Source organism: Polynucleobacter campilacus, from assembly GCF_002206625.1.
Classification (GTDB): domain Bacteria; phylum Pseudomonadota; class Gammaproteobacteria; order Burkholderiales; family Burkholderiaceae; genus Polynucleobacter; species Polynucleobacter campilacus.
The window spans coordinates 374582-396150 of sequence record NZ_NGUP01000001.1; the positions used below are offsets into that span (position 1 = coordinate 374582).

A 21569-nucleotide genomic window follows, 5' to 3' on the forward strand; every position below is an offset into this window, starting at 1 on the left:
AATTAATTAGATCCTGGATAGATATCTGCCCAAGAATGCAGCGCCGTTTTGCAGGGCTGCCTCTTGGTGCTCATGGACCTTACATTCTCTGCAGCAATACTCATCCCGCCGGTTAAAAAGCCTAAGCCGATAGATACCGCGCTATTAACAACCCCTTCTTTATTAATACCAGCCTTGGGATTTTGCAAAGTACCCTCAAGTTGCACCAAACTACCTAAGTCAACCCCTGTAGTCAGACCAGATTTTTGATGGGGATCAATCTTGAGATTGATTGCTTCACTATTCAAATTCACCACACCCGACAACACAATGTTTAATTTATCAGTCTCTACCCCAACTGAATCTTTCACATTCACTATGCCATTGATGACTGGCAAATAAGCAACGGCGCATTCCAACACAGTCTGATTGCTTTGCTTGCGCATTGGATTTAATGTATCCATGATTGTGATAGCTAGGTCACCAGCAGCATTTAGCAGCCTTGAGTCAATGCGGGCATTACCCACCGTCATTTGCGCAGAACCATTTGCACCCCCAACTATCTGATGCAAGCTTTTTCCTCTGCCAGATAGATTTAAGGCAACTTGAACATCTCCCCCGCTCACCTTGGCACTGGAATCACTACTAACGACTACTTGCTCCAAAGTAAATCCTTTAGCAAGTGCCTTCATAGAGACTGCAGGCGCAGCGCTGCTGATCTGTGAGAGCGAAATTTGTGCCTGGGCCTGCCCTTTACCTAAATCAAATTTCAGATCATTGATATCAATCCTGTCTCCTTTAAATGCAATGGTGCCGCTCATGTCCTTCAGGGCCGTCAAATTTGGTAGCTTGAGTTCATTCATATTGAGTGCAATGCTTCCATTAGCGTTTGGCAGTAAATTAAATGGCAACGCATCATCACTAAAGAAATATTTACTCTGAGTACTGATAGGCTTTACTAGTCCTGTTGATTTTCCGACAGAAGATGCGATGGAAGCAGCGGCTAGTGGAGCCAAGTCAAACGATTTAGACTCCAGCTTGATATCGAATTGTGGCGATACCTTGGGCTCTTTATCAATCTTGCCTGTGATATCTAAGGACTTTCCATTGAGAGTCAGCGTCAAATCCAGACTTGTCTTCAAGGGAGCCTGATCCCAATCGACGATAGCCTGGCGCACCGAGCCCATATTACCTTTGAGACCTAATTTGTAATTGGCATATTGAAGATCCAGCAAGATAGCCGTTTTGCTGCCCTCAGCCATGAGAGAAAGCTTTGGTATCTCCAACAGCTTGATTGGATTGTCACCATTCTGATAGCTAATGTGTGCATCCGAAACGCGAATGGCTTCGATTGCCATCAAAATGTTGTCACTAGAAGATGTTTGGGGAGGAGCACTAGAACTACTTTTTGAATGACTAGCAGTGACTGGCGACGATAAATTCCAATTGCTTTGCCCTACTTGATTGGTCTGCAAATACGCATCAAGTCCAACAAGATTGATGCTGCTAATTTCTACGCGTCCTAAAAACAGAGGAAATAACTTCACATCGAGCTCAATCTGCTTTAAAGCCAGCATTTGGGATTGACTTGCCCATGAAGCGTTACTTAGGGTAACTTGTTCAGCCTTGACGCCAATTGAAGGAAAAATCTTGAGACTTACTGGTCCTGCAATTTTGAGATCCCGTCCCGTGGCATCTTTCACTGCGGAACTAAGTAATTGAGTTAATTGCGTTGGGTTGATAGATGATGCGGCATACCAAGCCCCCAGACCTCCCAGGGTTAAGATAGCCGCAAAGGTGATCAGAGTGATTTTGAGAGTTTTAGTCATTACGGATTCATTCTATATCGAGCCCATCGGGATCGTAAGTCTTTCCTGGCCATCAGCAGGACAAGCCCTATACAGCCCGTATTAAAACTATCAGGAATTTGCAGTAATATCTATCAGTACTGCAGCTCATTAATAGCAAACGAAGGGTAATAAACCATGGCTACAAAGAAATCACCAGCAAAAAAGAAAGTAGCTACTAAGGCGTTAAAAAAAGCCCCTGCAAAGAAGGTTGTTAAGAAGGTGACGACTAAGAAGCAGGCAACCAAGAAAACCGCTAAAAAGGTAGTGAAAAAGGTAGCTGCCAAGAAGCCAGCTGCCAAGAAGGTAGCTAAAAAAGCAGTCGAGAAAGCACCAGCTAAATCTTCTAAGGTAGATCAATATGGTCTTGAGAAAGACGATGAGTTTTATGGTCTTTACTTCGCCAAATCTACCAGTAAAGGTCTTGTAGAAGTAAAGCCCTGCACCTTCACATTGATGTACTGGTGGAAAGGTTTGCTTGGCTACCCTGACATGATTGAGATTTCTAAAGGCAGCAATACTGCAATGTTGCAGTTTGAATCTACTTTTGGTGGTGGCGATTCTGGTGAAACAGAATTAACTGAGCAAGATGTTCTAGATATTGACCATATTATTGAAGTAGACGAGCAAGAAATGCTGATCTCGCTCTACTCCTATGTACCCATTCCGGTTCCAGATAAATTAATTGGTGCGCTAGGTTTAGCGATTCTGAACATCAACCCAGAAACACGCTATGGCAGCCTTGAGTTGTGCACTACTGAAAATGAAGAAGGCCAAACAGAGCACTTCTTACGCTATCGTGCGGCAACGTACTTACGCGGCATTAAATCCGGAAAAGTAGAAGCCATCGAGAGCATGGTCACCAATGGTTCCGAATTCTTCGGGCTTGCTTTAGATGCCATGTGTGTCAATAAGTCGATTAAGAAATGGTTGCTAAGCTAGAGCCTTAGTAGGGCTTCATCGTCACTTATCGGCATAAGTAGATATAAGTCATTGGAAAACGGTCATTGACCGTTTTCCTACTTTCAGCAGCTACAGCATTCTGCTTTCCCAGCTTCTTGCATTCCGCAAGAGCCATTCCTTGAGCCTCATTCTCTTTAGCGCCTTTTGGGGCATGGACCCCAATCGCACCATCCGATTGTTTGTATACCCCAAACTCACTGTCTGGAGTTCCGCAGGCAAACAAAGCAAAAACAAGAATGAGGGGTAAGTAAGCAGAAGTTTTCATTATGAGCATGGATAATTGAGAATTGATTCTATTCTAGAAGTAATTCTGATGATCCCAAATAGTATAAATATATCTTTTTAAGATGTCTGTTTAGCTATCTATTGAGCTGCATAGCTGATACATTGAATTGATGTTTAGTAAAAACCATGAGTTAATGATCGGCAGCATTTTTGCCTTACGTGCTTGGACCAAAGACCACCTCCCAATAGAAAATTCTTTGATTGCCTACGATTTAATTCTTGTTCTAGCTATTAATAACTACGCCAAAAATAACATCTCAATCAAAGAGCTGTTTGCTTCAGTCCCTCACTCCTATACAGCTGTGCGTGGACACTATCTCAGGTTTGTCAATGATGGCTGGATTGAGCATTATTTAGATGAGTCTGATAAACGGATCAAGTATGTTCGTCCGACCGCTAAGCTTGTGAAGACAATGAATGATTACGCTGCAGCAGCCAATAAACTCTTAATAAAAACTATTGACTAGTTTTGGCGGAGAGGGAGGGATTCGAACCCTCGGTACCTTTGACAGTACGCCTGATTTCGAGTCAGGTACATTCGACCACTCTGCCACCTCTCCGAACCGAAGAGCAATTATAGCGGGCATGCTAAGAATATCCGCGCAACCACAAGGGGCTTAAATCTCTTGAATTTAGGCAGTGAAAATCCAATAATCACACTATGAGCGAAAACCTAAAGCAGAATAAATTAACTAAGCCTCCATTTGATAGAAAAAAGTTTGCTCAAGAACTTAGAAGGCATAGAGCCTCAATGAAGATGGGCACCTCAGTTATGAATGAAGTCAGATCTGAACCCCGCTACGAACCGGCCATTAAATCGACTTAAGTACTTCCAAACTACCCAAATAAGGTTGCAGTGCTTTCGGAATAGCAATGCTGCCATCGACTTGTTGTTTGTTCTCTAGTAGAGCAACCAATGCTCTACCTACAGCAAGGCCCGAACCATTTAAGGTGTGTACCAATTCTGGTTTACCTTGGCCAGCTTTAAATCTCGCTTGCATCCGTCTTGCTTGGAAGTCGCCCATGCTCGAGCATGAACTAATCTCGCGATAAGCCTTTTGCGATGGCACCCATACTTCTAAGTCATAAGTCTTGGTACTACCAAATCCCATATCACCGGTACACAGCAATACTTTTCTGTACGGCAACTCGAGTAGCTCCAGAATACGTTCGGCATGGCCGGTCAATTCTTCAAGCGCTTGCATTGAATGCTCTGGTTTGGTGATTTGTACCAACTCGACTTTGTCGAACTGATGTTGACGAATCATTCCCCGCACATCACGACCATAGCTACCTGCTTCGGAGCGGAAGCATGGTGTATGCGCCACATACTTCATTGGCAGATTGTCTGCGTTGACGATTTCATCCCTTACCAAATTAGTTACGGGCACTTCTGCGGTTGGTATGAGATAGAAGTTTTCTGTTTTTGATTCTCCACCCTCGTCTTCGCCACCCATCTGGCGCGGAACCTTAAAGAGATCTTCTTCAAACTTCGGCAATTGGCCAGTACCGCGCATAGAGGCTGCATTCACCATATAAGGTGCGTAGACCTCTTGGTAACCATGATGCGTTGCGTGCGTATCAATCATGAATTGCGCTAAGGCGCGATGTAGTCTAGCAATTGGTCCTTTGAGTACGACAAAGCGTGAGCCACTGATCTTGGCTGCAACTTCAAAATCCAAGCCTAATGGACCGCCAAGGTCTACGTGATCTTTAGTCTCAAAATCAAATATGGGCTCAGTTCCCCAGCGCTTGATCTCTTTATTTTCAGTCTCATCTTTGCCGGCTGGCACAGACTCATCTGGAAGGTTGGGAATACCCATTAAGAAATCAGATATCTCGGTTTGGAGGATAGATAAACGTGCTGAACCAGATTCCATATCGACGTTGATCTGACTTGCCTCTGCCATCTCTGCAGATGCATCCTCGCCCTTACCTTTTTTCATGCCAATGGCTTTTGCCAACTGATTGCGTTTGGCTTGCAGCTCTTCGGTGCGGGTTTGTAAAGATTTACGCTCAGACTCAAGAGTATTGAACCTCTCAACATCCAATTCAAATTTACGAGTAGCTAAGCGCGCTGCAATAGCGACGATATCTTTACGGAGTAATTGGGGATCAATCATATGTTGCTCTGTTTGGTTTGTTTAATGCTTAATTAATATTGTGGCTCTAGTTTAAGCGTAAGACCTCAGCGCCGGCCGGTGGTGTAAAAGTGAAGCGATTTGCTGGTAAATTCACGTTCAGCTGGATTTTATCTAGGGTCACCAGCACCACGCTTCCCAGACCATCAATTAATTCTAGCGCTTTGGGTAAGCCATTGGCCATGCCTACTGAGATCTTTGTATAAGGAAGATCGTTTCCGCTTTTGGCATTGGGATCTTTCTTGGGAGAAAGCCCAACCCACTTCATGCCGGAACGCTCCTCGCCCTCCACTAAATCAAAATGCTGATCCAAAGAGGATTCACCAAATAGAATCGCTGCAGGCGTTGCTGCCAGTGCTTGCCCTGCAGGACGAATGGTGGCTTGATTTAAATCCTTATCCCACAAAGTCAGATATTTTCCATCTGCAATCAGTTTTTGCTCATATGGCTTTTGGGTATCCCAGATAAATCGTCCCGGACGCTGAAATACAAAGCGACCTTGCGTCTGGCGCACCAACTTCAAACCTTTATCTTGCGGCTCATTTGCTTTGGGTGTGCGCAACTGTTGTTGTACAAAATCACCTTCGGCTGTTTTGGAGTTACGTACAAACTGACGTAATTGATCAGCGCCGCTCTCGCTTTGGGAGAGGGCTGTGCCTGAAAACAGCATGGCAGTTCCAAAGATTACTGCAGATAAGAGTCTTTGCAAAATGACTGCCTTATTCTGAAGGGCGGCGCAAGATCTCGCGATTACCACCATTACCCATCTTCGATACGAGTCCTGCTTTTTCCATATCCTCTAAGAGGCGTGCTGCACGGTTGTAACCAATCCGTAAGTGACGCTGCACCAAAGAGATGGACGGGCGCTTGTTCTCTAAAACAATGGCTACAGCTTGGTCATACAGTGGATCTGCTTCACCACCACCCTCACCTGTTAGGGCATCGACATTAGATTCGTCAGCACCTTCAAGTACGCCATCAATGTAATTGGCTTCGCCCTTCTCTTTAAGCCACTCCACCACACGATGCACTTCATCATCTGATACAAATGCGCCATGTACACGCACTGGCAATCCAGTCCCTGGTGCCATATAGAGCATGTCGCCCATACCAAGCAGGGCTTCTGCCCCCTGCTGATCCAAAATCGTACGGCTATCAATCTTGCTGCTGACCTGGAAAGAAATACGAGTCGGTACGTTCGCTTTAATCAATCCGGTAATCACATCCACACTGGGGCGTTGTGTTGCCAATACCAAATGAATACCTGCAGCACGTGCTTTTTGCGCAATGCGGGCAATGAGCTCTTCAATCTTCTTGCCGGAGACCATCATCAAGTCAGCTAACTCATCAATTACGATGACAATTACTGGTGCTTTATAGATTGGCTCAGGATCATCCGGGGTCAAGCTAAATGGGTTGGTGAGTTTCTCGCCCTTCTCTTCAGCTTCCAAAATCTTTTTATTAAAGCCAGCAAGGTTACGCACACCAAACTTACTCATCAGTTTGTAACGGCGCTCCATCTCATTGACTGCCCAATTAAGCGCGTTATAGGCCTGCTTCATATCCGTTACTACTGGGCAAAGTAAATGGGGAATCTTGTCGTAGATTGCCATCTCGAGCATCTTTGGATCGATCATGATCAGACGCACCTCATCGGGCTTAGCTTTAAAGAGGAGTGACAAAATCATGGCATTAATACCAACTGACTTACCAGCGCCGGTAGTACCTGCAACTAAGCAGTGAGGCATCTTCGCAAGGTCGGCCACCATTGGGCTACCAGAAATATCTTTACCTAGAGCAAGAGTGAGTAATGAATGATTGTCGTTATAAACCTGTGAGGTCAAAATCTCAGAGAGATAGACGGATTGGCGTGTTGGGTTTGGTAATTCCAAAGCCATACAAGTTTTGCCTGGAATAGTTTCGACGACACGCATACTCACAACACCCAGTGAGCGTGCAAGATCTCGTGAGAGATTGACAATCTGACTACCCTTCACGCCAATTGCTGGATCAATCTCATAACGAGTCACCACTGGACCAGGGTAGGCAGCAATGACGGTTACCTGGACATTAAATTCAGCTAACTTGCGCTCAATCAAGCGGGAAGTAAATTCCAATACATCCGCAGAGATGGTTTCTTTTACTTCCGGTACGGGATCTAGTAATGCCAGCGGTGGCAATTCAGAATCGGGGATATCTACAAACAATGGCTGTTGTTTTTCACGCTCTACACGCGCACTCTTTGGAATCTCTATCGGTGCACGCACTATTTGTACGGGAGCTGCAACTTCTACGCGGCCACGAAACTCTTCAACAAACTCTTCACGCTCTTCGGCAGCAGCTTCGCCTAGCTTGCGATCTTCTTCGCTATCACGACGCTCACGAATACGCAGAAATGTCACTTCCAGGAAGCGCCCTACTTTTTCAGCAATATCTAACCAGGAGAAATGTAAAAACAGGGATAGGCCAGCAGACAAGCCAAAAAGGAGAACCAGCGTTGCCCCAGTAAAACCGAGCGACATTTGCAGGGGATCGCCAATCAACTCTCCCAAGATGCCTCCAGGCGGTCTTGGGAGCTGCCAGGACAAGGAATGCATACGAATCGACTCAAGGCCCATGCTGCAGGCTAAGGTCAGCCCAAAGCCCAACCAGCGCACCAGCAGGGATTCTGGTTTGGCATCAGGATCGGGCGGAAGTGGAATGCTCCAGAGCTCACGCCAGCCATGAAGGACGCGGCGGCCAAAGAGGACAATCCACCAAAAGGCAGAAATGCCAAAAATATAGAGCATTAGGTCGGCCAAATAGGCCCCAAAACGACCACCGAGGTTTCTAGGAGCCTCAAAACTGGCGTGGGACCAGGCTGGATCAGCCTTGGAATAAGTGAGCAAAATGGCCAATAAACCCAGGCATAGGCCCAAGGAAATGAACCAGCGTGCCTCTAGGAGAAGGCGGGGCATCCTGCCCTGCCCATCCATCTCTGGGGGCTGAGGACTCATTGGAGCCTTGGACTTTGGATATACAGTTCTTGCCATGTTCCACCGATTGTAAACAAGCAAACCTATAATTTGGGTATGACTACAAATACCCCAAAACACTCCAAAGTTCTGATCCTTGGATCCGGTCCTGCTGGCTATACAGCGGCAGTCTATGCTGCCCGAGCCAATTTAAAGCCCACCCTCATTACTGGCCTGGCTCAAGGGGGTCAATTAATGACCACTACTGATGTCGAAAACTGGCCGGCAGACGCCGATGGGGTTCAAGGACCAGAACTGATGGACCGCTTTTTGAAGCATGCTGAACGCTTTAATACCGAGATCATTTTTGACCACATTCATACAGCAGCACTCACAGAAAAGCCTATTCGCTTAGTTGGCGACTCTGGAACTTATACCTGTGATGCCCTCATTATTTCTACTGGTGCTTCTGCCCAATACATTGGCCTGCCAAGTGAAGAGGCATTTATGGGTCGCGGTGTTTCTGGTTGCGCAACTTGCGATGGTTTCTTTTATCGCAATCAAGATGTCTGCGTAGTGGGGGGTGGCAACACCGCAGTTGAAGAGGCGCTCTACCTGACCGGTATTGCAAAGAAAGTTACTGTCATTCATCGTCGTGACAAATTCCGTGCAGAGCCAATCCTAAATGATCGCCTCATGGCCAAAGTTGCCGAAGGCAAAGTAGAGCTCAAGCTCAATGCAACACTGGATGAAGTTCTGGGCGATGAAAAAGGTGTGACTGGTGTGCGCATCAAGAAAGAAGATGGCAGCACGGAAGATATCGCTGTGACTGGTGCCTTCATTGCAATTGGCCACAAACCCAATACCGAACTCTTTATTGGTCAGCTAGATATGAACAATGGCTACATCAAAACGCACTCAGGCTTAGAGGGCAATGCTACTGCCACCAATATCCCTGGCGTGTTTGCTGCAGGCGACGTGCAAGACCATATCTATCGTCAAGCTATCACTAGTGCTGGCACAGGCTGTATGGCTGCATTAGATGCGCAGCGTTATTTGGAAACCTTGGATTAAGACTTCTGAGGATTCTCTAAGCAAAAACGCCTAGCAATGCTAGGCGTTTTTTCTTAAGGAGCGCTATTTAAACCCAATTTTCAAGAGCTAGATTTGGAACCCTTTTAAATTCAGATAAATTGTTGGTGACCAAAGTTAATCCATGACTTCTGGCGTGAGCAGCAATATGAATATCATTTACACCGATTGGCTTTCCGGATCGCTCTAAAAATGCTTTTATTTGGCCGTAATGCTGAGTCGCATTTATATCGTAAGGCAAAACCTCTAAATGACTGATAAAGTCCTCAATAGTGTTGAGATTCTTTTCTACTTGCTTGCTTTTTTCAGCGCTATAAATTAACTCTGCCAACGTAATAGTAGATATAGCCATACGACTTGCATTTTTATTAAAAACCTTAAGGGCCTCTAGAGGTTTTCGTTTCACAACATAAATAACAATGTTTGTGTCTAATAAGTATTTAAGCATTAAAGAGGCTCTCTATCACCTTGTTCTTGGGTCCCTCTTTCATCCATAAAGTCGTCACTTACACCTGCTTCACTTAAGAAGAAGTTGTCCCATATGTTTTCAATTGGGGCAATGATGCGTTCACAGCCTTTTGCACGAACATTCACCTTGCGAACATTCTCTGGAAGCCGCATCTCGACAGGTAGTCGCACTGCCTGAGTTCGATTGTTCGTAAAAACAGTTGAAATAGCCAAAATCCAGTCCTCCTCATGTATATAGCAATTGTATATTGCATTTAACACTCTTACAACCCCTATTTAAGGGAGGATTTATGTCCTATTGGGTTTGATGGCAGTTGTAATGACGCTCTTCCACGCAAGGTCATCCTCTTTTTCATGGGCCAGTATTTCTGACTCTGTAACCAATGCCAATGCTTTGTGATCAACAAAACCACTGGGAAATGTTTTGGGATTTTTTAGGTCAACATGAATTCTAAAAAATTTAATTTTTTGTATACCCAAATGATAAGTTATCCAATACCCATATTCACCTTATGTAATGAAGAATAAAAAAACGCCTAGCATTGCTAGGCGTTTTTGTTTGATGCTTTAATACTGTTTCTTAGCGACTCATCACCGGCAACAATGGCACGATCAGCAATGCCACGATGTTAATGATCTTGATGAGTGGGTTCACTGCAGGACCAGCAGTGTCTTTGTAGGGATCGCCTACAGTATCACCAGTCACTGCTGCTTTATGCGCTTCAGAACCTTTACCGCCGAAGTTACCTTCTTCGATGTATTTCTTAGCGTTATCCCAAGCACCACCACCAGTACACATTGAGATCGCCACAAATAAGCCGGTCACAATCGTACCCATGAGTAAGCCGCCTAATGCAGCAGGCCCTAACAAGAGACCCACTACGATCGGCGCAACCACTGGTAATAGAGAAGGAACAATCATTTCCTTAATAGCTGCAGTGGTGAGCATATCGACTGCCTTGCCGTACTCAGGCTTAGCAGTGCCCTCCATAATTCCGGGAATGTCACGGAACTGGCGACGCACTTCTTCCACAACTGCACCAGCGCAACGACCTACTGCTTCCATCGCCATCGCACCAAACAAGTAAGGAATCATGCCGCCAATAAAGAGGCCAATGATCACCATATGGTTAGACAAGTCAAAGGAAACTTGTTGGCCAATACCCTCTAGCGCATGGGTGTAGTCAGCGAACAATACCAGTGAAGCTAAGCCAGCCGAACCAATCGCATATCCTTTGGTCACAGCTTTAGTGGTGTTACCAACAGCATCCAATGGATCAGTAATATCGCGAACTGCTTGTGGCAAACCAGCCATCTCAGCAATACCACCTGCATTATCAGTAATTGGGCCGTATGCATCTAGAGCAACGACTATTCCTGCCATAGACAACATGGCGGTCGCTGCGATTGCAATACCGTACAAACCAGCCAACCAGTAAGCCGCAAAAATTGCTGCGCATACAAAGAGTACTGGGTATGCAGTGGACTTCATAGAAATGCCTAAGCCCGCAATGATGTTAGTACCGTGACCTTTAGTAGAAGCCTCAGCAATATGCTGCACTGGCTTAAATTGAGTGCCGGTGTAGTACTCAGTAATCCACACCAAGCCTGCAGTAAGTAGGAGACCTACTACTGTGGCACCAAATAAACGCCACTGGCTACCAGGAATACCCAAAGCATCATCGGGCATGATGAAGTTCGTCACAAAGTAGAACGCTACTAATGACAAGCCACCTGCAATGATGAGGCCCTTATACAAAGCTGGCATCACGTTCTTCATGCCAGGCGTTGCTTTTACAAAAGAGCAGCCGATGATAGAGGCGATGATGGAGACACCACCCAAAACCAATGGGTAAATAATGGCCGCTACTGGCGCACCCGTAACCATCAAGGAACCAAGCACCATGGTTGCAATGAGTGTCACTGCATAAGTTTCAAAGAGGTCTGCTGCCATACCTGCGCAGTCACCTACGTTGTCACCGACGTTATCGGCAATCACCGCTGGATTACGTGGATCATCTTCCGGAATGCCGGCTTCTACCTTGCCCACTAAGTCAGCGCCAACGTCTGCACCTTTGGTGAAGATGCCGCCGCCAAGACGCGCAAAGATAGAAATTAATGATGAACCAAATGCCAATCCAATCAGTGGATGCAATACAGAAGAGAGATCCTGTCCCGCGCCTATCGATACGAGGAACATAAAGAATAAGCCAACCCCCAAGAGGCCAAGACCAACCACCAGCATGCCGGTAATAGCGCCACCTTTAAATGCTACGTTGAGTGCTTCGTTCATGCCTACGGTAGCCGCTTGTGCTGTACGCACGTTTGCGCGAACTGAAATATTCATGCCAATAAAGCCGCATGCTCCAGAGAGCACTGCACCAACCACAAAGCCGATCGCAGTTGCAAAGTCCAAGAAGAGCGCCATGAGGATGGTGAGAACCACCCCAACGACCCCAATCGTTTTATATTGGCGTGATAAATAAGCGGCAGCGCCCTGCTGAATCGCTTCAGCAATCTCCTGCATTTTGGCGTTGCCCGTACTTTGCTTCAAAATCCAGCTGCGCATCACAAAACCGTAAATCACGGCCAGAACACCGCATGCCAAGGCAAAATACAAGCCTAAAGTGATATTACTCATGCTTGAACTCCCTAAAGTTGATCCTATTGTTTTATATATCTAGCGCCTATATCAGCCTAGTTTTTTAAAGCTTTAAACTAGAGCTCTAAAGCTGTATCAGTATGTATCAGAATCACCCCTGAGCCTATTTGCTAATATCAGGGTATTTACTAATCACCAATTGGAGTTTTTATGAGTTTGGACAACGTCAAGCCGGGAAAAAAGATTCCTGAAAGCTTTAACGTCATTATTGAAATCCCTATGAATGCGGATCCAATTAAGTATGAAGTAGACAAGGAAAGTGGTGCGATTTTCGTAGACCGCTTTATGGGTACTGCGATGCACTACCCATGCAACTATGGCTATATCAATAAAACTATTGCTGGTGACGGTGACCCTGTTGACGTCCTTGTCATTACTCCATTCCCACTCATTCCAGGTGTCGTTGTAAGCTGCCGCGCCATTGGTGTTTTGCAGATGGAAGATGAAGGCGGACAAGATGCCAAATTATTAGCCGTTCCAGAAGACAAAATTTTGCCGATCTATACCCATTGGCAAAAGCCGGCAGATATTAATCCATTACGCCTCAATCAAATCCAACACTTCTTCGAGCACTATAAAGATCTCGAGCCAGGTAAATGGGTTAAGGTAAAAGGTTGGGGTGGTGTTGGAGATGCGCATACAGAAATTCTGGAAGGCATCGAACGCTACAACAAAGAGCACGCTTAATTTATTAGTAAAGGCTTTGTGAATCGGAGTGAGTACGCAAAAAATTGCCCTAGTTCAAATGAACCCAATGTTGGGGGATTTGGCTGGCAACGCGCAACTGATTCACAAGGCTGCTCAAGATGCCTTTAAGCAAGGTGCCAAACTCGTAGTCACTCCAGAGCTTGCGCTGACTGGCTACCCCCCAGAAGATCTATTACTCCGCCCCGCTTTCATAGAAGCGGCAAAGCAAGAGCTTGATCTCTTAATGAAAGAACTTGCCCAATACTCAGGTCTCACTGTAGTGGTAGGGCACCCCAGAAATACCTTAGCCGGCCTACAAAACTATGCCTCTGTTTTACAAAATGGCAAAGTAATCGCAGGCTATGCCAAACAAGTATTGCCGAACCATGAAGTATTCGATGAAGTGCGTTACTTTATTCCTGGCAAAGACGCCTGCGTATTTGAATGCGAAGGTATTCGGTATGGCGTGATTCTGTGTGAAGATGCATGGCATGCTGGTCCCGCCAAACAAGCGCATGCTGCAGGGGCTCAAGTTTTGCTAGTTCCTAATGCATCGCCCTATCACCTGAAAAAAGAGGCCTTGCGCATTGATGTGCTGCGCGAGCACATTGCACTAACCAAGATGCCTTTGATCTATGTCAATTCCGTTGGCGGTCAAGATGAACTCGTCTTTGATGGCGGATCGTTTGCATTAAATAGTCAGGGGGATGTTGTCATGGCGATGCCTCAGTTTGAAACTGGCTTAGGTATCGTTGACATCAGCCCCTCCGGTCAATTAGAGAAGGGTCTCATTAAACCGCCCCAAAGCGTTGAGGCTCAAGCCTATCAAGCGCTGGTTCTTGGGGTACGCGACTACGTTACTAAAAATCATTTTCCAGGGGTCATCATTGGTCTATCGGGTGGTGTAGATTCTGCTTTAGTGTTGGCCATTGCGGTTGATGCTTTAGGCGCTGACAAAGTCCGCGCAGTGATGATGGCCTCGCGCTATACAGCAGACATCTCCTGGATTGATGCCAGTGAACTAGCCAAGAATCTAGGCGTGCAATATGACGAGATTCCCATTAGCGGCCCGGTAGATGCTCTCGAAGCCTCCTTAGCAGACCAGTTCAAAGGCTTGAAGATAGACGCTACTGAAGAGAATATTCAGGCCCGTGTCCGTGGCACCCTGCTCATGGCTCTTTCAAATAAAACTGGGCGCCTAGTTTTAACAACCGGCAATAAGAGTGAGATGGCTGTTGGCTATTGCACTTTGTATGGCGACATGGCTGGTGGCTTTGCGGTGATTAAAGATATTGCTAAGACTTTGGTGTATCGACTCTGCGATTACCGCAATAGCATTAAACCCGTCATACCGAAGCGTATTTTGACGCGTGCCCCTTCAGCCGAATTACGCCCTGACCAAACCGATCAGGACAGTCTGCCCTCTTATGAAGTCTTAGACGCGATCGTAGAGCGCTACATGGAACAGAACCAATCCATTGCCCAAATCATTGCCGCTGGCTTTGATTCTGAGAGCGTAGAGAAGGTTACCCGCCTGATCAAATTAAATGAATACAAGCGTCGCCAAGCCCCTCCTGGAGTTCGTGTAACTACCCGTGCTTTTGGTCGCGACTGGCGCTACCCCATTACCTCACAATTTAGAGCCTAAAAATCGATTGGGCTGATCGTTTTTAGCGTTATATTTGAGTTCTAGGTATGATTACTGCATTAGGGGGAATAAATGAAATTAATTACATCAATCATTAAACCGTTCAAACTTGACGAAGTTCGTGAGGCTTTAGCAGAAGTAGGTGTTACTGGCCTGACCGTAACCGAAGTTAAAGGCTTTGGTCGCCAAAAAGGGCATACAGAACTCTATCGTGGGGCTGAATACGTAGTTGACTTCTTACCTAAGGTCAAAGTCGAAGCCGTTGTTCCAGGCGATCGCGTTGAGGCCGCTCTCGAAGCCATTACGAAAGCTGCACACACTGGAAAAATTGGTGACGGAAAGATTTTTGTTACTGCTGTTGAACAAGTGATTCGTATTCGTACTGGTGAAACAGACGAAGCTGCAGTTTGATTACTGCCCAAACTAGAACAGATTCTCAGCGCAACTGAGAATCTGACGAAACTGCGGGCTGGCCTACTTCAGCAGCCTCCAAAATAATTGTCTTGCTAGCGCCACCTGCACGCACCTTAGTGCCCTGGTAATACAAGTCCAATTGATTTAGGCCTAATGTGAGCACTTTAAAAGGTGGCTTGCCATAAATGCTTACCCCTGCCCCAGGCTCCAAAGTTTTATTTTGATTCTTGCCTGAGGCATCAATTACGCAAACCGTTTGTGGCGTCTTTGATTGCACATAAAACATATCGCCAGACTTTTTAGGAGCATCAGGCTTATAAGTCACCGCTGATGCATCCATTGCTGGACACTCTGAAGAAATAATCGCAGCAGGCACAGCAGCCGCCACTACTGGACTTGGGGATGTTATTGGTGCTGGCGCTTGTGCTGGTGCGGCCTGCTTAGCCTCTTCTACGGCAGCACTAACTGGAGGAGCCTCTTGGACTGCCTCCACGAGCACAATCTCTTCTTTAGGCGGCTCAGGGAAAAACAGGGGACGCAGATTCACTACTGCAAACGCGAGTGCTGCAGTAACGCCCAATAAAACAAAGAGTCTCTTTTGGGGATTCCTTTCTGCCACTACCTTACTAGCTTCATAAGGTCTTGCCGGTTCAGGACTTTTAGCAACAGCTTTTGGTGTTTCCTCCACTTGCTGTGATTTGGATTCCTGTTTTGGCTCTGGTATTTTTTCTACGATCCCTACTTTTTCAGCAACAGGCTCTACCATTTTTTCTAGTGAGGCTTCCATACCAAAATCAAAAGCATCCTCTTCTTTTAATTTGAGTAGAGACGCAACTTTTTTTGCAGCGACAAATTTGATTTGAGGGCTATAGAAGGAGGTCATGCCCCCATTTTCAATTTGCTCTATTTGGCGCACTGAGAGACAGGCCATACCAGATAAATCTTTCGTGCTCAGGCCAAGACTTTCCCTGGCCTTAGTAAAAGCTTCTTTGCGAATCTCTCCTGGTATAGATGGCTTATCCATGGTTTATTATCTGTCTTTTATAAAAGTAATAAAACTGATACTAACCCCAAAATGGTGCAGTAGTAGTTAGCCACAAAGCTAATTGTTTAAAGGGTGACTACCCAAATCGGACTCTAGAAACTTCTTCACCAAGCTTTGCAGTGAATCTGCATGCATCTTATCCATTACCCTAGCTTTATGAACCTTAATAGTGGCATCGGTTGTCCCTAATTTGATAGCAATATCTTTATTAAGCAGCCCCTTAACCAACCAACCGCAGACTTCACGCTCTCTTGGCGTTAGGCTAACATAATCCCTTCTAGTTTCCACGTCTTGGGAAATGCGCTTTAACTGGCGTCCGTCAAAATCAATCGCGTCAGCTACGGCCTTGAGCAATTCATCCAAATTGAAGGGTTTAAATAAGAAATCGACCGCCCCTTTCTTGAGGCCCGAAACAATTTGATGGGGGTGGCTTTGGCCGCTGACAAAGATAATGGGGGTCTTACTGCCCAATTTCAGCAATTTTTCTTGCAGATCTAAGCCTGTCATGTCTGGCATCTGCATATCCAAGAGAATGACTGCGGGAGATACTGGGACGGACTTTTCCAGAAAAGTACTGGCTGAAGCGTAATCCTCCACCAAATACCCCAACTCACGAAGCATTCTCGCAAGCGAGATAAGCACCGATTCGTCATCGTCAATTAAGAAGATATGGCCCACTTTAGTCATTGAATTCAAAGGGAAAAATAATGATTCGCCTAATTTACAGTAGTAACTTACAACAAGCTATTAGCTTCATAGCTAATAATTACAATCTAGCCCTATGAATTCATTCACTATTTCTTATTGCGCTGCAATATATTGACCCCTTCACCGCCACAAATAGGATGCTTAGCCCCTAAGCAGTTCTCACGGCACAATAGAGCCTTTCGACACCAACCTTTTCTGGAGTAATAAGCATGAAACGCCTTAATGAACGCTCACGCATGGTCACCGAGGGAGTAGCTCGCGCTCCCAACCGCTCGATGTATTACGCCATGGGCTACAAGGAAAATGATTTCTCAAAGCCAATGGTTGGTGTTGCCAATGGTCATTCCACCATTACACCTTGTAATAGTGGATTACAGAAATTAGCAGATGCGGCAGTCAATGCCCTAGAAGAGGCAGGTGCAAAGGCCCAGGTATTTGGTACCCCTACTGTTTCTGATGGCATCGGCATGGGTACTGAGGGCATGAAATACTCCCTCGTCTCACGTGAAGTAATTGCTGACAGTATTGAAGTTTGCGTCAACGGCCTTTGGCAAGATGGTGTGGTTGTGATTGGCGGTTGCGATAAAAATATGCCAGGCGGCATGATGGCGATTGCCCGCACTAATGTTCCAGCGATCTATGTTTATGGTGGCACGATTAAGCCAGGCCATTACAAAGGCAAAGAGCTCAATATAGTTTCCGCCTTCGAAGCGGTCGGTGAATTTACTTCCGGCAGATTAAGCGCAGAAGATTTAAAAGGCGTTGAAGAGAATGCTTGTCCAGGCAGCGGCTCCTGTGGTGGCATGTATACAGCAAACACCATGAGCTCCTCTTTTGAAGCGCTGGGCATGAGTCTGCCCTACTCCTCAACCATGGCTAACGTGGATGAAGAGAAAGTGATCAGCGCCGCTGAGTCTGCTCGTGTGTTGGTTGAGGCAATCAAAAATAACTTACGCCCACGCGACATCATCACTAAAAAATCGATTGAGAATGCAGTCAGCGTCATCATGGCAGTAGGTGGCTCTACCAATGCGGTATTGCATTTCTTGGCTATTACTAGTGCCGCTGAAATTGATTGGACGATTGATGACTTTGAACGCATTCGTAAGCGTGTTCCAGTCATTGTAGATATGAAACCTTCTGGTACTTATTTGGCCACTGACTTACATCAAGCTGGCGGCATTCCGCAAGTCATGAAAATCCTTTTGGATGGCGGATTACTCCATGGTGATTGCATGACCATCACTGGCAAAACGATTGCAGAAGTGCTGAAAGATATTCCTTCTGTACCGCGCGCAGATCAAAAGGTGATTCGCACTTTAGATAATCCTTTGTACAAACAAGGGCACTTAGCGATTCTGAAGGGTAATATCTCCCCAGAAGGTTGCGTTGCTAAGATTACCGGCCTCAAGAATCCATCAATCACCGGCCCAGCCCGCGTATTTGATTCTGAAGATGATGCGATGGCAGCCATCATGGCCCAAAAGATCAAAGATGGTGACGTTGTCATCATTCGCTACGAAGGCCCTAAAGGTGGTCCTGGTATGCGTGAAATGCTCTCTCCTACCTCGGCCCTCGTTGGTCAAGGTTTAGGTGAGACTGTGGGCCTCATCACTGATGGTCGCTTCTCTGGTGGCACTTGGGGCATGGTGGTTGGCCACGTTGCTCCTGAAGCCTACGTTGGCGGCACGATTGCCCTCATCAATGAAGGTGACTCAGTGACTATCGATGCCCATAAGCTACTCATCCAGCTCAACGTCAGCGATGAAGAGATTGCCAAGCGTAGAGCAGCCTGGAAACAACCGAAGCCACGCTATACCCGCGGCCTGCTTGCTAAGTATGCGAGTACTGCAAGTAGCGCAAGTAAAGGTGCGGTAACGGATTTAGATTTAGATTTAACGTAATCAGTAGACTCGAAAAACAAAAGCTCCTGAATAAAACCAGGGGCTTTTTTATTGCAGAAGTTCAGGAAGCTTAATACTTAGCGCTAACTTAGTGCTTTACTGCTCCACCAGCTTGACCCATAGCATTGACTGGCATCTTTACCTCTACTTCGCCAGCCTTAGCAAACTTGAGCTTGACCAGAACAGATTCACCAGCACTCAATGGAGCCTTAATATTCATAAACATGAGATGTAAGCCACCCGGCTTTAATTCAACAGAACCTCCAGCTGGCACAGGAATGTCTTTTACCTGACGCATTTTCATCACATTGCCTTCCATTGCCATCTCATGCAATTGCACTTCACCAGCAACAGGTGAGCTTGCAGAGATCAATTGATCAGCACCGCTACCTTTATTTTCAATCTTCATAAATCCACCAGCTGCCATTTGGCCTGACACAGTCGAGCGGGTATAAGCCTGCTCAACCTTGATTGATCCTACTTTTGCCTCTTGCGCCTGTACTGAAAAACTAAAGCCTAAAGCTACTACTAATAACGCCAATGTATTACGTTTCATATATACCCCTTTTAGTTAACCTTATACCCCGAGATATTTCTCGAGATCTTTTTCAAACTGCTCTTGCTCATTCATCACCACAAAAAAACCAATGGGCACTTCTTTAGTCGAACTCTTAAGAGTTAAAGAAGGTCTTCCAGTACCACTGCGATGCAGCTTTGTCCAAAGAGTATTTAACTCATCAATCTGAATTTTTCCTCCCCAACTTCTTTCTACAAAGAGCTGCTTGCCAACGATTGTTATTTTTTCGTAATCCAAAGCATGTCTTGTATAAACATACAAAGCTATCGTTAGAGCCAGAATTTCAATCGAAGTAAAGATGATGATCATCCAAACACCAATGAACAAGAAATAACCAGCTACCAACAGAGAAAAGCTAACAATCGATAAATAGAAAAGTCCCACCTGTTTAGGCGAGAAGGAACAATTTCTTTTCATTAACCAAGTTCGCATGGTTGCTTATGTCCAATTTGTATCAAGGAATTCATTTTTCTAACGGCTAGCAATAAGGCTAGACTGAAGCTGTTGAAAATTAATGAGCCCCGTTTTACGGGTCGCTCTACCATTTTTATCAATCAAAATTGTTGTTGGTGTCTCACCATGCCACTTAGGATCGATTTCATAACGCAAACGCTCATCAAAAGGTCCGACAACATAGTAATTATTGGCTTTTTCTAGGCCGGCCTTACTCAACATCTTCTGCATACTCTCGGTAGAAACATCATCCACCTGAATAAAGATAACTTTTGCGCTTGGATTGCCCTTCAGAAAACTTCCCCACAGAGGCATTTCTTTCACGCAAGCCGGGCAAGTAACACCCCAAAAATGAATGGCGATTGGCGCACTATTGGCATTCTTCACTAGACTAGGCCAGTCACCACCCTGATAGGGCTTGAGCACTTGTTTATCCGCAAATGCAAGTTGAACGATTCCCATGGCAAGTATGAATGTGAGTAAATATTTTTTCATTGCTGTTGTCCAAGCTTAATCAATTGATAACCATCATTTCTTGTTAGCCATGATAAAAATACTGTTGCTCCTTGGTTTATCAATAAAGGGTGGTCGCTATACCCATTTGTTTTAGAAATCATCTGCGGAGCACTCCACGTTTTTCCATCATCAGCAGATTGTTTCATGTAAACCAAAGAATATGCACCATCAAACTCTTTCCAGACTAGCCATACTTGCTGACCCAAAGCTAAAAGATATGGTCTAGAGACGTTCGCACCTTCTGCGCCAATTCTAGCGGGCTGGGAATAACTCAAACCTTGATTACTAGAGTTGGCATAAAACACTCCAGAGCGCTTGCTACCTTGTGTATACCAAGCTACGTGAAGTTTTCCGGATCCGGAAACTGCAATTGATGGACCATGGTGCGGGCAGGCATCTGTCTTCCACTCATCATCCGCCACCCTGCGAATTGGCTCAGCACCCTTAACAGAAATAACTTGGCTTGCCTGATCTCGAATACCTCCAGGGAATATCGCTCTATACACGATCACAGGCTGATGGTTCATATCTAGAGCCCCACCAATGCGGCAACACTCGCAACTACTCTCATTGGAAAATTGTTCAAGCTGAAATGTTTTTCCGCCATCATTTGAAAATGAATAGGCAATTGATCCACCTAGGCGCTTTACTCCACCCTGCTTTGCGGCTGCCACCAGTCGCTTATCAATCCAGGAAATAAAAATAGAATCATCAGGCCTGATTAAAGCTGAAGGGAAGCGCTGGCTAGAGCCATCCCGAACCAGTGATGCTGGAGCGCCAAATGTATTACCACCATCAGTTGATCTAGCAGTATTAATTTGCGCATTCCAATTAGAGTCCTTAAAAAATGCGTACGCTAAAAAGACATTACCCTGTTTATCGGCCACAATTTGAGGGCGTGCATCGCTACCAGTGTCCAAGGATTTACCATGCTCTGCAATTTTGACAGTCGATATCAATGTTTTACCGAGATCAAAAGACTGCCCTACTGATACCACTCCACTTGCAGTCCAAGCTAGTAGTAATTTGCCATCAGGAGAGAGAGAAGGTGTAGCTGCAATAGCGCAATCGAGCCCAGACCCCTGGCAAACATCCTTTTGCTTTACTGCTGCCATAGGACGTGAATGATCCATTTGTGCATCTGCTCGACCATGCAAACCAAGTACCCCTACAAAGAGAGCGCTTAAGACGACTAGGCGGAATGATGAATGGAGATGAAATTTCAT

The 21569-nt window shown here is 45.6% G+C and carries 21 protein-coding genes and 1 tRNA gene; 7 read left to right on the plus strand and 15 right to left on the minus strand.

The genetic code is table 11. The features are described from left to right. Positions 1-2: 2 nt before the first annotated feature. Positions 3-1808 (minus strand): AsmA family protein, encoded by a 1806-nt coding sequence (locus CBI31_RS01920; RefSeq protein ID WP_088524725.1) that lies wholly within the window; start codon positions 1806-1808, stop codon positions 3-5. A gap of 156 nt (positions 1809-1964) precedes the next feature. On the opposite strand from CBI31_RS01920, the gene CBI31_RS01925 reads away from it, so the two are divergent. Next, complete coding sequence (locus tag CBI31_RS01925; protein ID WP_088524726.1) at positions 1965-2768, plus strand: hypothetical protein; 804 nt, start codon at positions 1965-1967, stop codon at positions 2766-2768. A 25-nt stretch (positions 2769-2793) separates the two neighbouring features. On the opposite strand, the gene CBI31_RS01930 is transcribed toward CBI31_RS01925, so the two are convergent. Beyond that, positions 2794-3063 carry a hypothetical protein gene (locus tag CBI31_RS01930; protein WP_240553658.1) on the minus strand — a complete coding sequence of 90 codons (270 nt, stop codon included), beginning with the start codon at positions 3061-3063 and terminating at the stop codon, positions 2794-2796. A gap of 121 nt (positions 3064-3184) precedes the next feature. Here CBI31_RS01930 and CBI31_RS01935 point away from each other — a divergent pair, with 121 nt between their 5' ends. Continuing rightward, positions 3185-3541 carry a hypothetical protein gene (locus CBI31_RS01935; RefSeq protein WP_088524728.1) on the plus strand — a complete coding sequence of 119 codons (357 nt, stop codon included), beginning with the start codon at positions 3185-3187 and terminating at the stop codon, positions 3539-3541. 3 nt (positions 3542-3544) lie between these two features. Here CBI31_RS01935 and CBI31_RS01940 read toward each other — a convergent pair. The 4 genes from CBI31_RS01940 to CBI31_RS01955 form a co-directional block, all read right to left on the minus strand. Beyond that, positions 3545-3634 (minus strand) — tRNA-Ser (locus CBI31_RS01940). A gap of 252 nt (positions 3635-3886) precedes the next feature. Further along, positions 3887-5197, minus strand: coding sequence for a serine--tRNA ligase (gene serS / locus CBI31_RS01945; protein ID WP_088524729.1), 1311 nt, complete (start codon positions 5195-5197; stop codon positions 3887-3889). 46 nt (positions 5198-5243) lie between these two features. Then, positions 5244-5975, minus strand: a complete 732-nt coding sequence (gene lolA, locus CBI31_RS01950) for an outer membrane lipoprotein periplasmic chaperone LolA (RefSeq protein ID WP_240553660.1) — start codon at positions 5973-5975, stop codon at positions 5244-5246. After that, a complete protein-coding gene (locus tag CBI31_RS01955) occupies positions 5935-8211 on the minus strand; it encodes a DNA translocase FtsK (protein WP_420812059.1) in 2277 nt (758 codons plus the stop codon). Before CBI31_RS01955 ends, lolA begins: the two co-directional genes overlap by 41 nt. Positions 8212-8286: 75 nt before the next feature. On the opposite strand from CBI31_RS01955, the gene trxB reads away from it, so the two are divergent. Further along, positions 8287-9243: a thioredoxin-disulfide reductase gene (trxB, locus tag CBI31_RS01960; protein WP_088524731.1), complete on the plus strand. Its 957-nt coding sequence runs from the start codon at positions 8287-8289 to the stop codon at positions 9241-9243. A gap of 67 nt (positions 9244-9310) precedes the next feature. Here the strand turns inward: trxB and vapC are convergent, their stop codons facing one another. The 3 genes from vapC to CBI31_RS01980 form a co-directional block, all read right to left on the minus strand. Then, positions 9311-9709, minus strand: coding sequence for a type II toxin-antitoxin system tRNA(fMet)-specific endonuclease VapC (gene vapC, locus CBI31_RS01965; protein WP_088524732.1), 399 nt, complete (start codon positions 9707-9709; stop codon positions 9311-9313). Next, positions 9709-9990: a type II toxin-antitoxin system VapB family antitoxin gene (gene vapB, locus CBI31_RS01970; RefSeq protein ID WP_276207118.1), complete on the minus strand. Its 282-nt coding sequence runs from the start codon at positions 9988-9990 to the stop codon at positions 9709-9711. Before vapB ends, vapC begins: the two co-directional genes overlap by 1 nt. 319 nt (positions 9991-10309) lie before the next feature. Continuing rightward, positions 10310-12370 (minus strand): sodium-translocating pyrophosphatase, encoded by a 2061-nt coding sequence (locus tag CBI31_RS01980; protein WP_088524734.1) that lies wholly within the window; start codon positions 12368-12370, stop codon positions 10310-10312. Between the two features lie 171 nt (positions 12371-12541). Between CBI31_RS01980 and ppa the strand changes: the two genes are divergently transcribed. From ppa to CBI31_RS01995, 3 genes are all read left to right on the plus strand, one after another. Next, complete coding sequence (gene ppa / locus CBI31_RS01985; RefSeq protein ID WP_088524735.1) at positions 12542-13078, plus strand: inorganic diphosphatase; 537 nt, start codon at positions 12542-12544, stop codon at positions 13076-13078. Between the two features lie 28 nt (positions 13079-13106). Next, positions 13107-14726, plus strand: coding sequence for an NAD+ synthase (locus CBI31_RS01990; RefSeq protein ID WP_088524736.1), 1620 nt, complete (start codon positions 13107-13109; stop codon positions 14724-14726). Positions 14727-14798: 72 nt separating this feature from the next. Next, positions 14799-15137 (plus strand): P-II family nitrogen regulator, encoded by a 339-nt coding sequence (locus tag CBI31_RS01995; RefSeq protein WP_088524737.1) that lies wholly within the window; start codon positions 14799-14801, stop codon positions 15135-15137. A gap of 25 nt (positions 15138-15162) precedes the next feature. Here CBI31_RS01995 and CBI31_RS02000 read toward each other — a convergent pair whose 3' ends face one another. Both CBI31_RS02000 and CBI31_RS02005 read right to left on the minus strand, forming a co-directional pair. Beyond that, positions 15163-16164 (minus strand): helix-turn-helix domain-containing protein, encoded by a 1002-nt coding sequence (locus CBI31_RS02000; RefSeq protein ID WP_088524738.1) that lies wholly within the window; start codon positions 16162-16164, stop codon positions 15163-15165. A 78-nt stretch (positions 16165-16242) separates the two neighbouring features. Continuing rightward, positions 16243-16872, minus strand: coding sequence for a response regulator transcription factor (locus CBI31_RS02005; protein ID WP_088524739.1), 630 nt, complete (start codon positions 16870-16872; stop codon positions 16243-16245). Positions 16873-17102: 230 nt separating this feature from the next. Here CBI31_RS02005 and ilvD point away from each other — a divergent pair, with 230 nt between their 5' ends. After that, complete coding sequence (gene ilvD, locus CBI31_RS02010; RefSeq protein ID WP_088524740.1) at positions 17103-18797, plus strand: dihydroxy-acid dehydratase; 1695 nt, start codon at positions 17103-17105, stop codon at positions 18795-18797. An 88-nt stretch (positions 18798-18885) separates the two neighbouring features. On the opposite strand, the gene CBI31_RS02015 is transcribed toward ilvD, so the two are convergent. From CBI31_RS02015 to CBI31_RS02030, 4 genes are read right to left on the minus strand one after another with little or no spacing between them, the layout of a single operon-like run. Then, on the minus strand, positions 18886-19353 hold the full coding sequence (locus CBI31_RS02015; protein ID WP_088524741.1) for a copper chaperone PCu(A)C: 468 nt from the start codon (positions 19351-19353) through the stop codon (positions 18886-18888). 21 nt (positions 19354-19374) lie between these two features. Continuing rightward, complete coding sequence (locus tag CBI31_RS02020; RefSeq protein WP_088524742.1) at positions 19375-19806, minus strand: DUF2244 domain-containing protein; 432 nt, start codon at positions 19804-19806, stop codon at positions 19375-19377. 39 nt (positions 19807-19845) lie between these two features. Next, a complete protein-coding gene (locus CBI31_RS02025) occupies positions 19846-20322 on the minus strand; it encodes a TlpA family protein disulfide reductase (protein WP_088524743.1) in 477 nt (158 codons plus the stop codon). After that, the gene (locus CBI31_RS02030) at positions 20319-21569 is read right to left on the minus strand and encodes a sialidase family protein (protein ID WP_088524744.1); all 1251 of its coding nucleotides are present in this window, start codon (positions 21567-21569) and stop codon (positions 20319-20321) included. Before CBI31_RS02030 ends, CBI31_RS02025 begins: the two co-directional genes overlap by 4 nt.

Coding starts and splice junctions, on each gene's coding strand:
- CBI31_RS02005 (WP_088524739.1), bottom strand. CDS start 16,872: ATGACTAAAGTGGGCCATATCTTCTTAATTGACGATGACGAATCGGTG.
- CBI31_RS01980 (WP_088524734.1), bottom strand. CDS start 12,370: ATGAGTAATATCACTTTAGGCTTGTATTTTGCCTTGGCATGCGGTGTT.
- vapC (WP_088524732.1), bottom strand. CDS start 9,709: ATGCTTAAATACTTATTAGACACAAACATTGTTATTTATGTTGTGAAA.
- lolA (WP_240553660.1), bottom strand. CDS start 5,975: ATGGTGGTAATCGCGAGATCTTGCGCCGCCCTTCAGAATAAGGCAGTC.
- CBI31_RS02030 (WP_088524744.1), bottom strand. CDS start 21,569: ATGAAATTTCATCTCCATTCATCATTCCGCCTAGTCGTCTTAAGCGCT.
- CBI31_RS01995 (WP_088524737.1), top strand. CDS start 14,799: ATGAAATTAATTACATCAATCATTAAACCGTTCAAACTTGACGAAGTT.
- CBI31_RS01925 (WP_088524726.1), top strand. CDS start 1,965: ATGGCTACAAAGAAATCACCAGCAAAAAAGAAAGTAGCTACTAAGGCG.
- CBI31_RS01930 (WP_240553658.1), bottom strand. CDS start 3,063: ATGCTCATAATGAAAACTTCTGCTTACTTACCCCTCATTCTTGTTTTT.
- CBI31_RS02015 (WP_088524741.1), bottom strand. CDS start 19,353: ATGAAACGTAATACATTGGCGTTATTAGTAGTAGCTTTAGGCTTTAGT.
- CBI31_RS01920 (WP_088524725.1), bottom strand. CDS start 1,808: ATGACTAAAACTCTCAAAATCACTCTGATCACCTTTGCGGCTATCTTA.
- trxB (WP_088524731.1), top strand. CDS start 8,287: ATGACTACAAATACCCCAAAACACTCCAAAGTTCTGATCCTTGGATCC.
- CBI31_RS02025 (WP_088524743.1), bottom strand. CDS start 20,322: ATGAAAAAATATTTACTCACATTCATACTTGCCATGGGAATCGTTCAA.
- CBI31_RS01935 (WP_088524728.1), top strand. CDS start 3,185: ATGTTTAGTAAAAACCATGAGTTAATGATCGGCAGCATTTTTGCCTTA.
- CBI31_RS02020 (WP_088524742.1), bottom strand. CDS start 19,806: ATGCGAACTTGGTTAATGAAAAGAAATTGTTCCTTCTCGCCTAAACAG.
- CBI31_RS02000 (WP_088524738.1), bottom strand. CDS start 16,164: ATGGATAAGCCATCTATACCAGGAGAGATTCGCAAAGAAGCTTTTACT.
- ilvD (WP_088524740.1), top strand. CDS start 17,103: ATGAAACGCCTTAATGAACGCTCACGCATGGTCACCGAGGGAGTAGCT.
- serS (WP_088524729.1), bottom strand. CDS start 5,197: ATGATTGATCCCCAATTACTCCGTAAAGATATCGTCGCTATTGCAGCG.
- CBI31_RS01955 (WP_420812059.1), bottom strand. CDS start 8,211: ATGAGTCCTCAGCCCCCAGAGATGGATGGGCAGGGCAGGATGCCCCGC.
- ppa (WP_088524735.1), top strand. CDS start 12,542: ATGAGTTTGGACAACGTCAAGCCGGGAAAAAAGATTCCTGAAAGCTTT.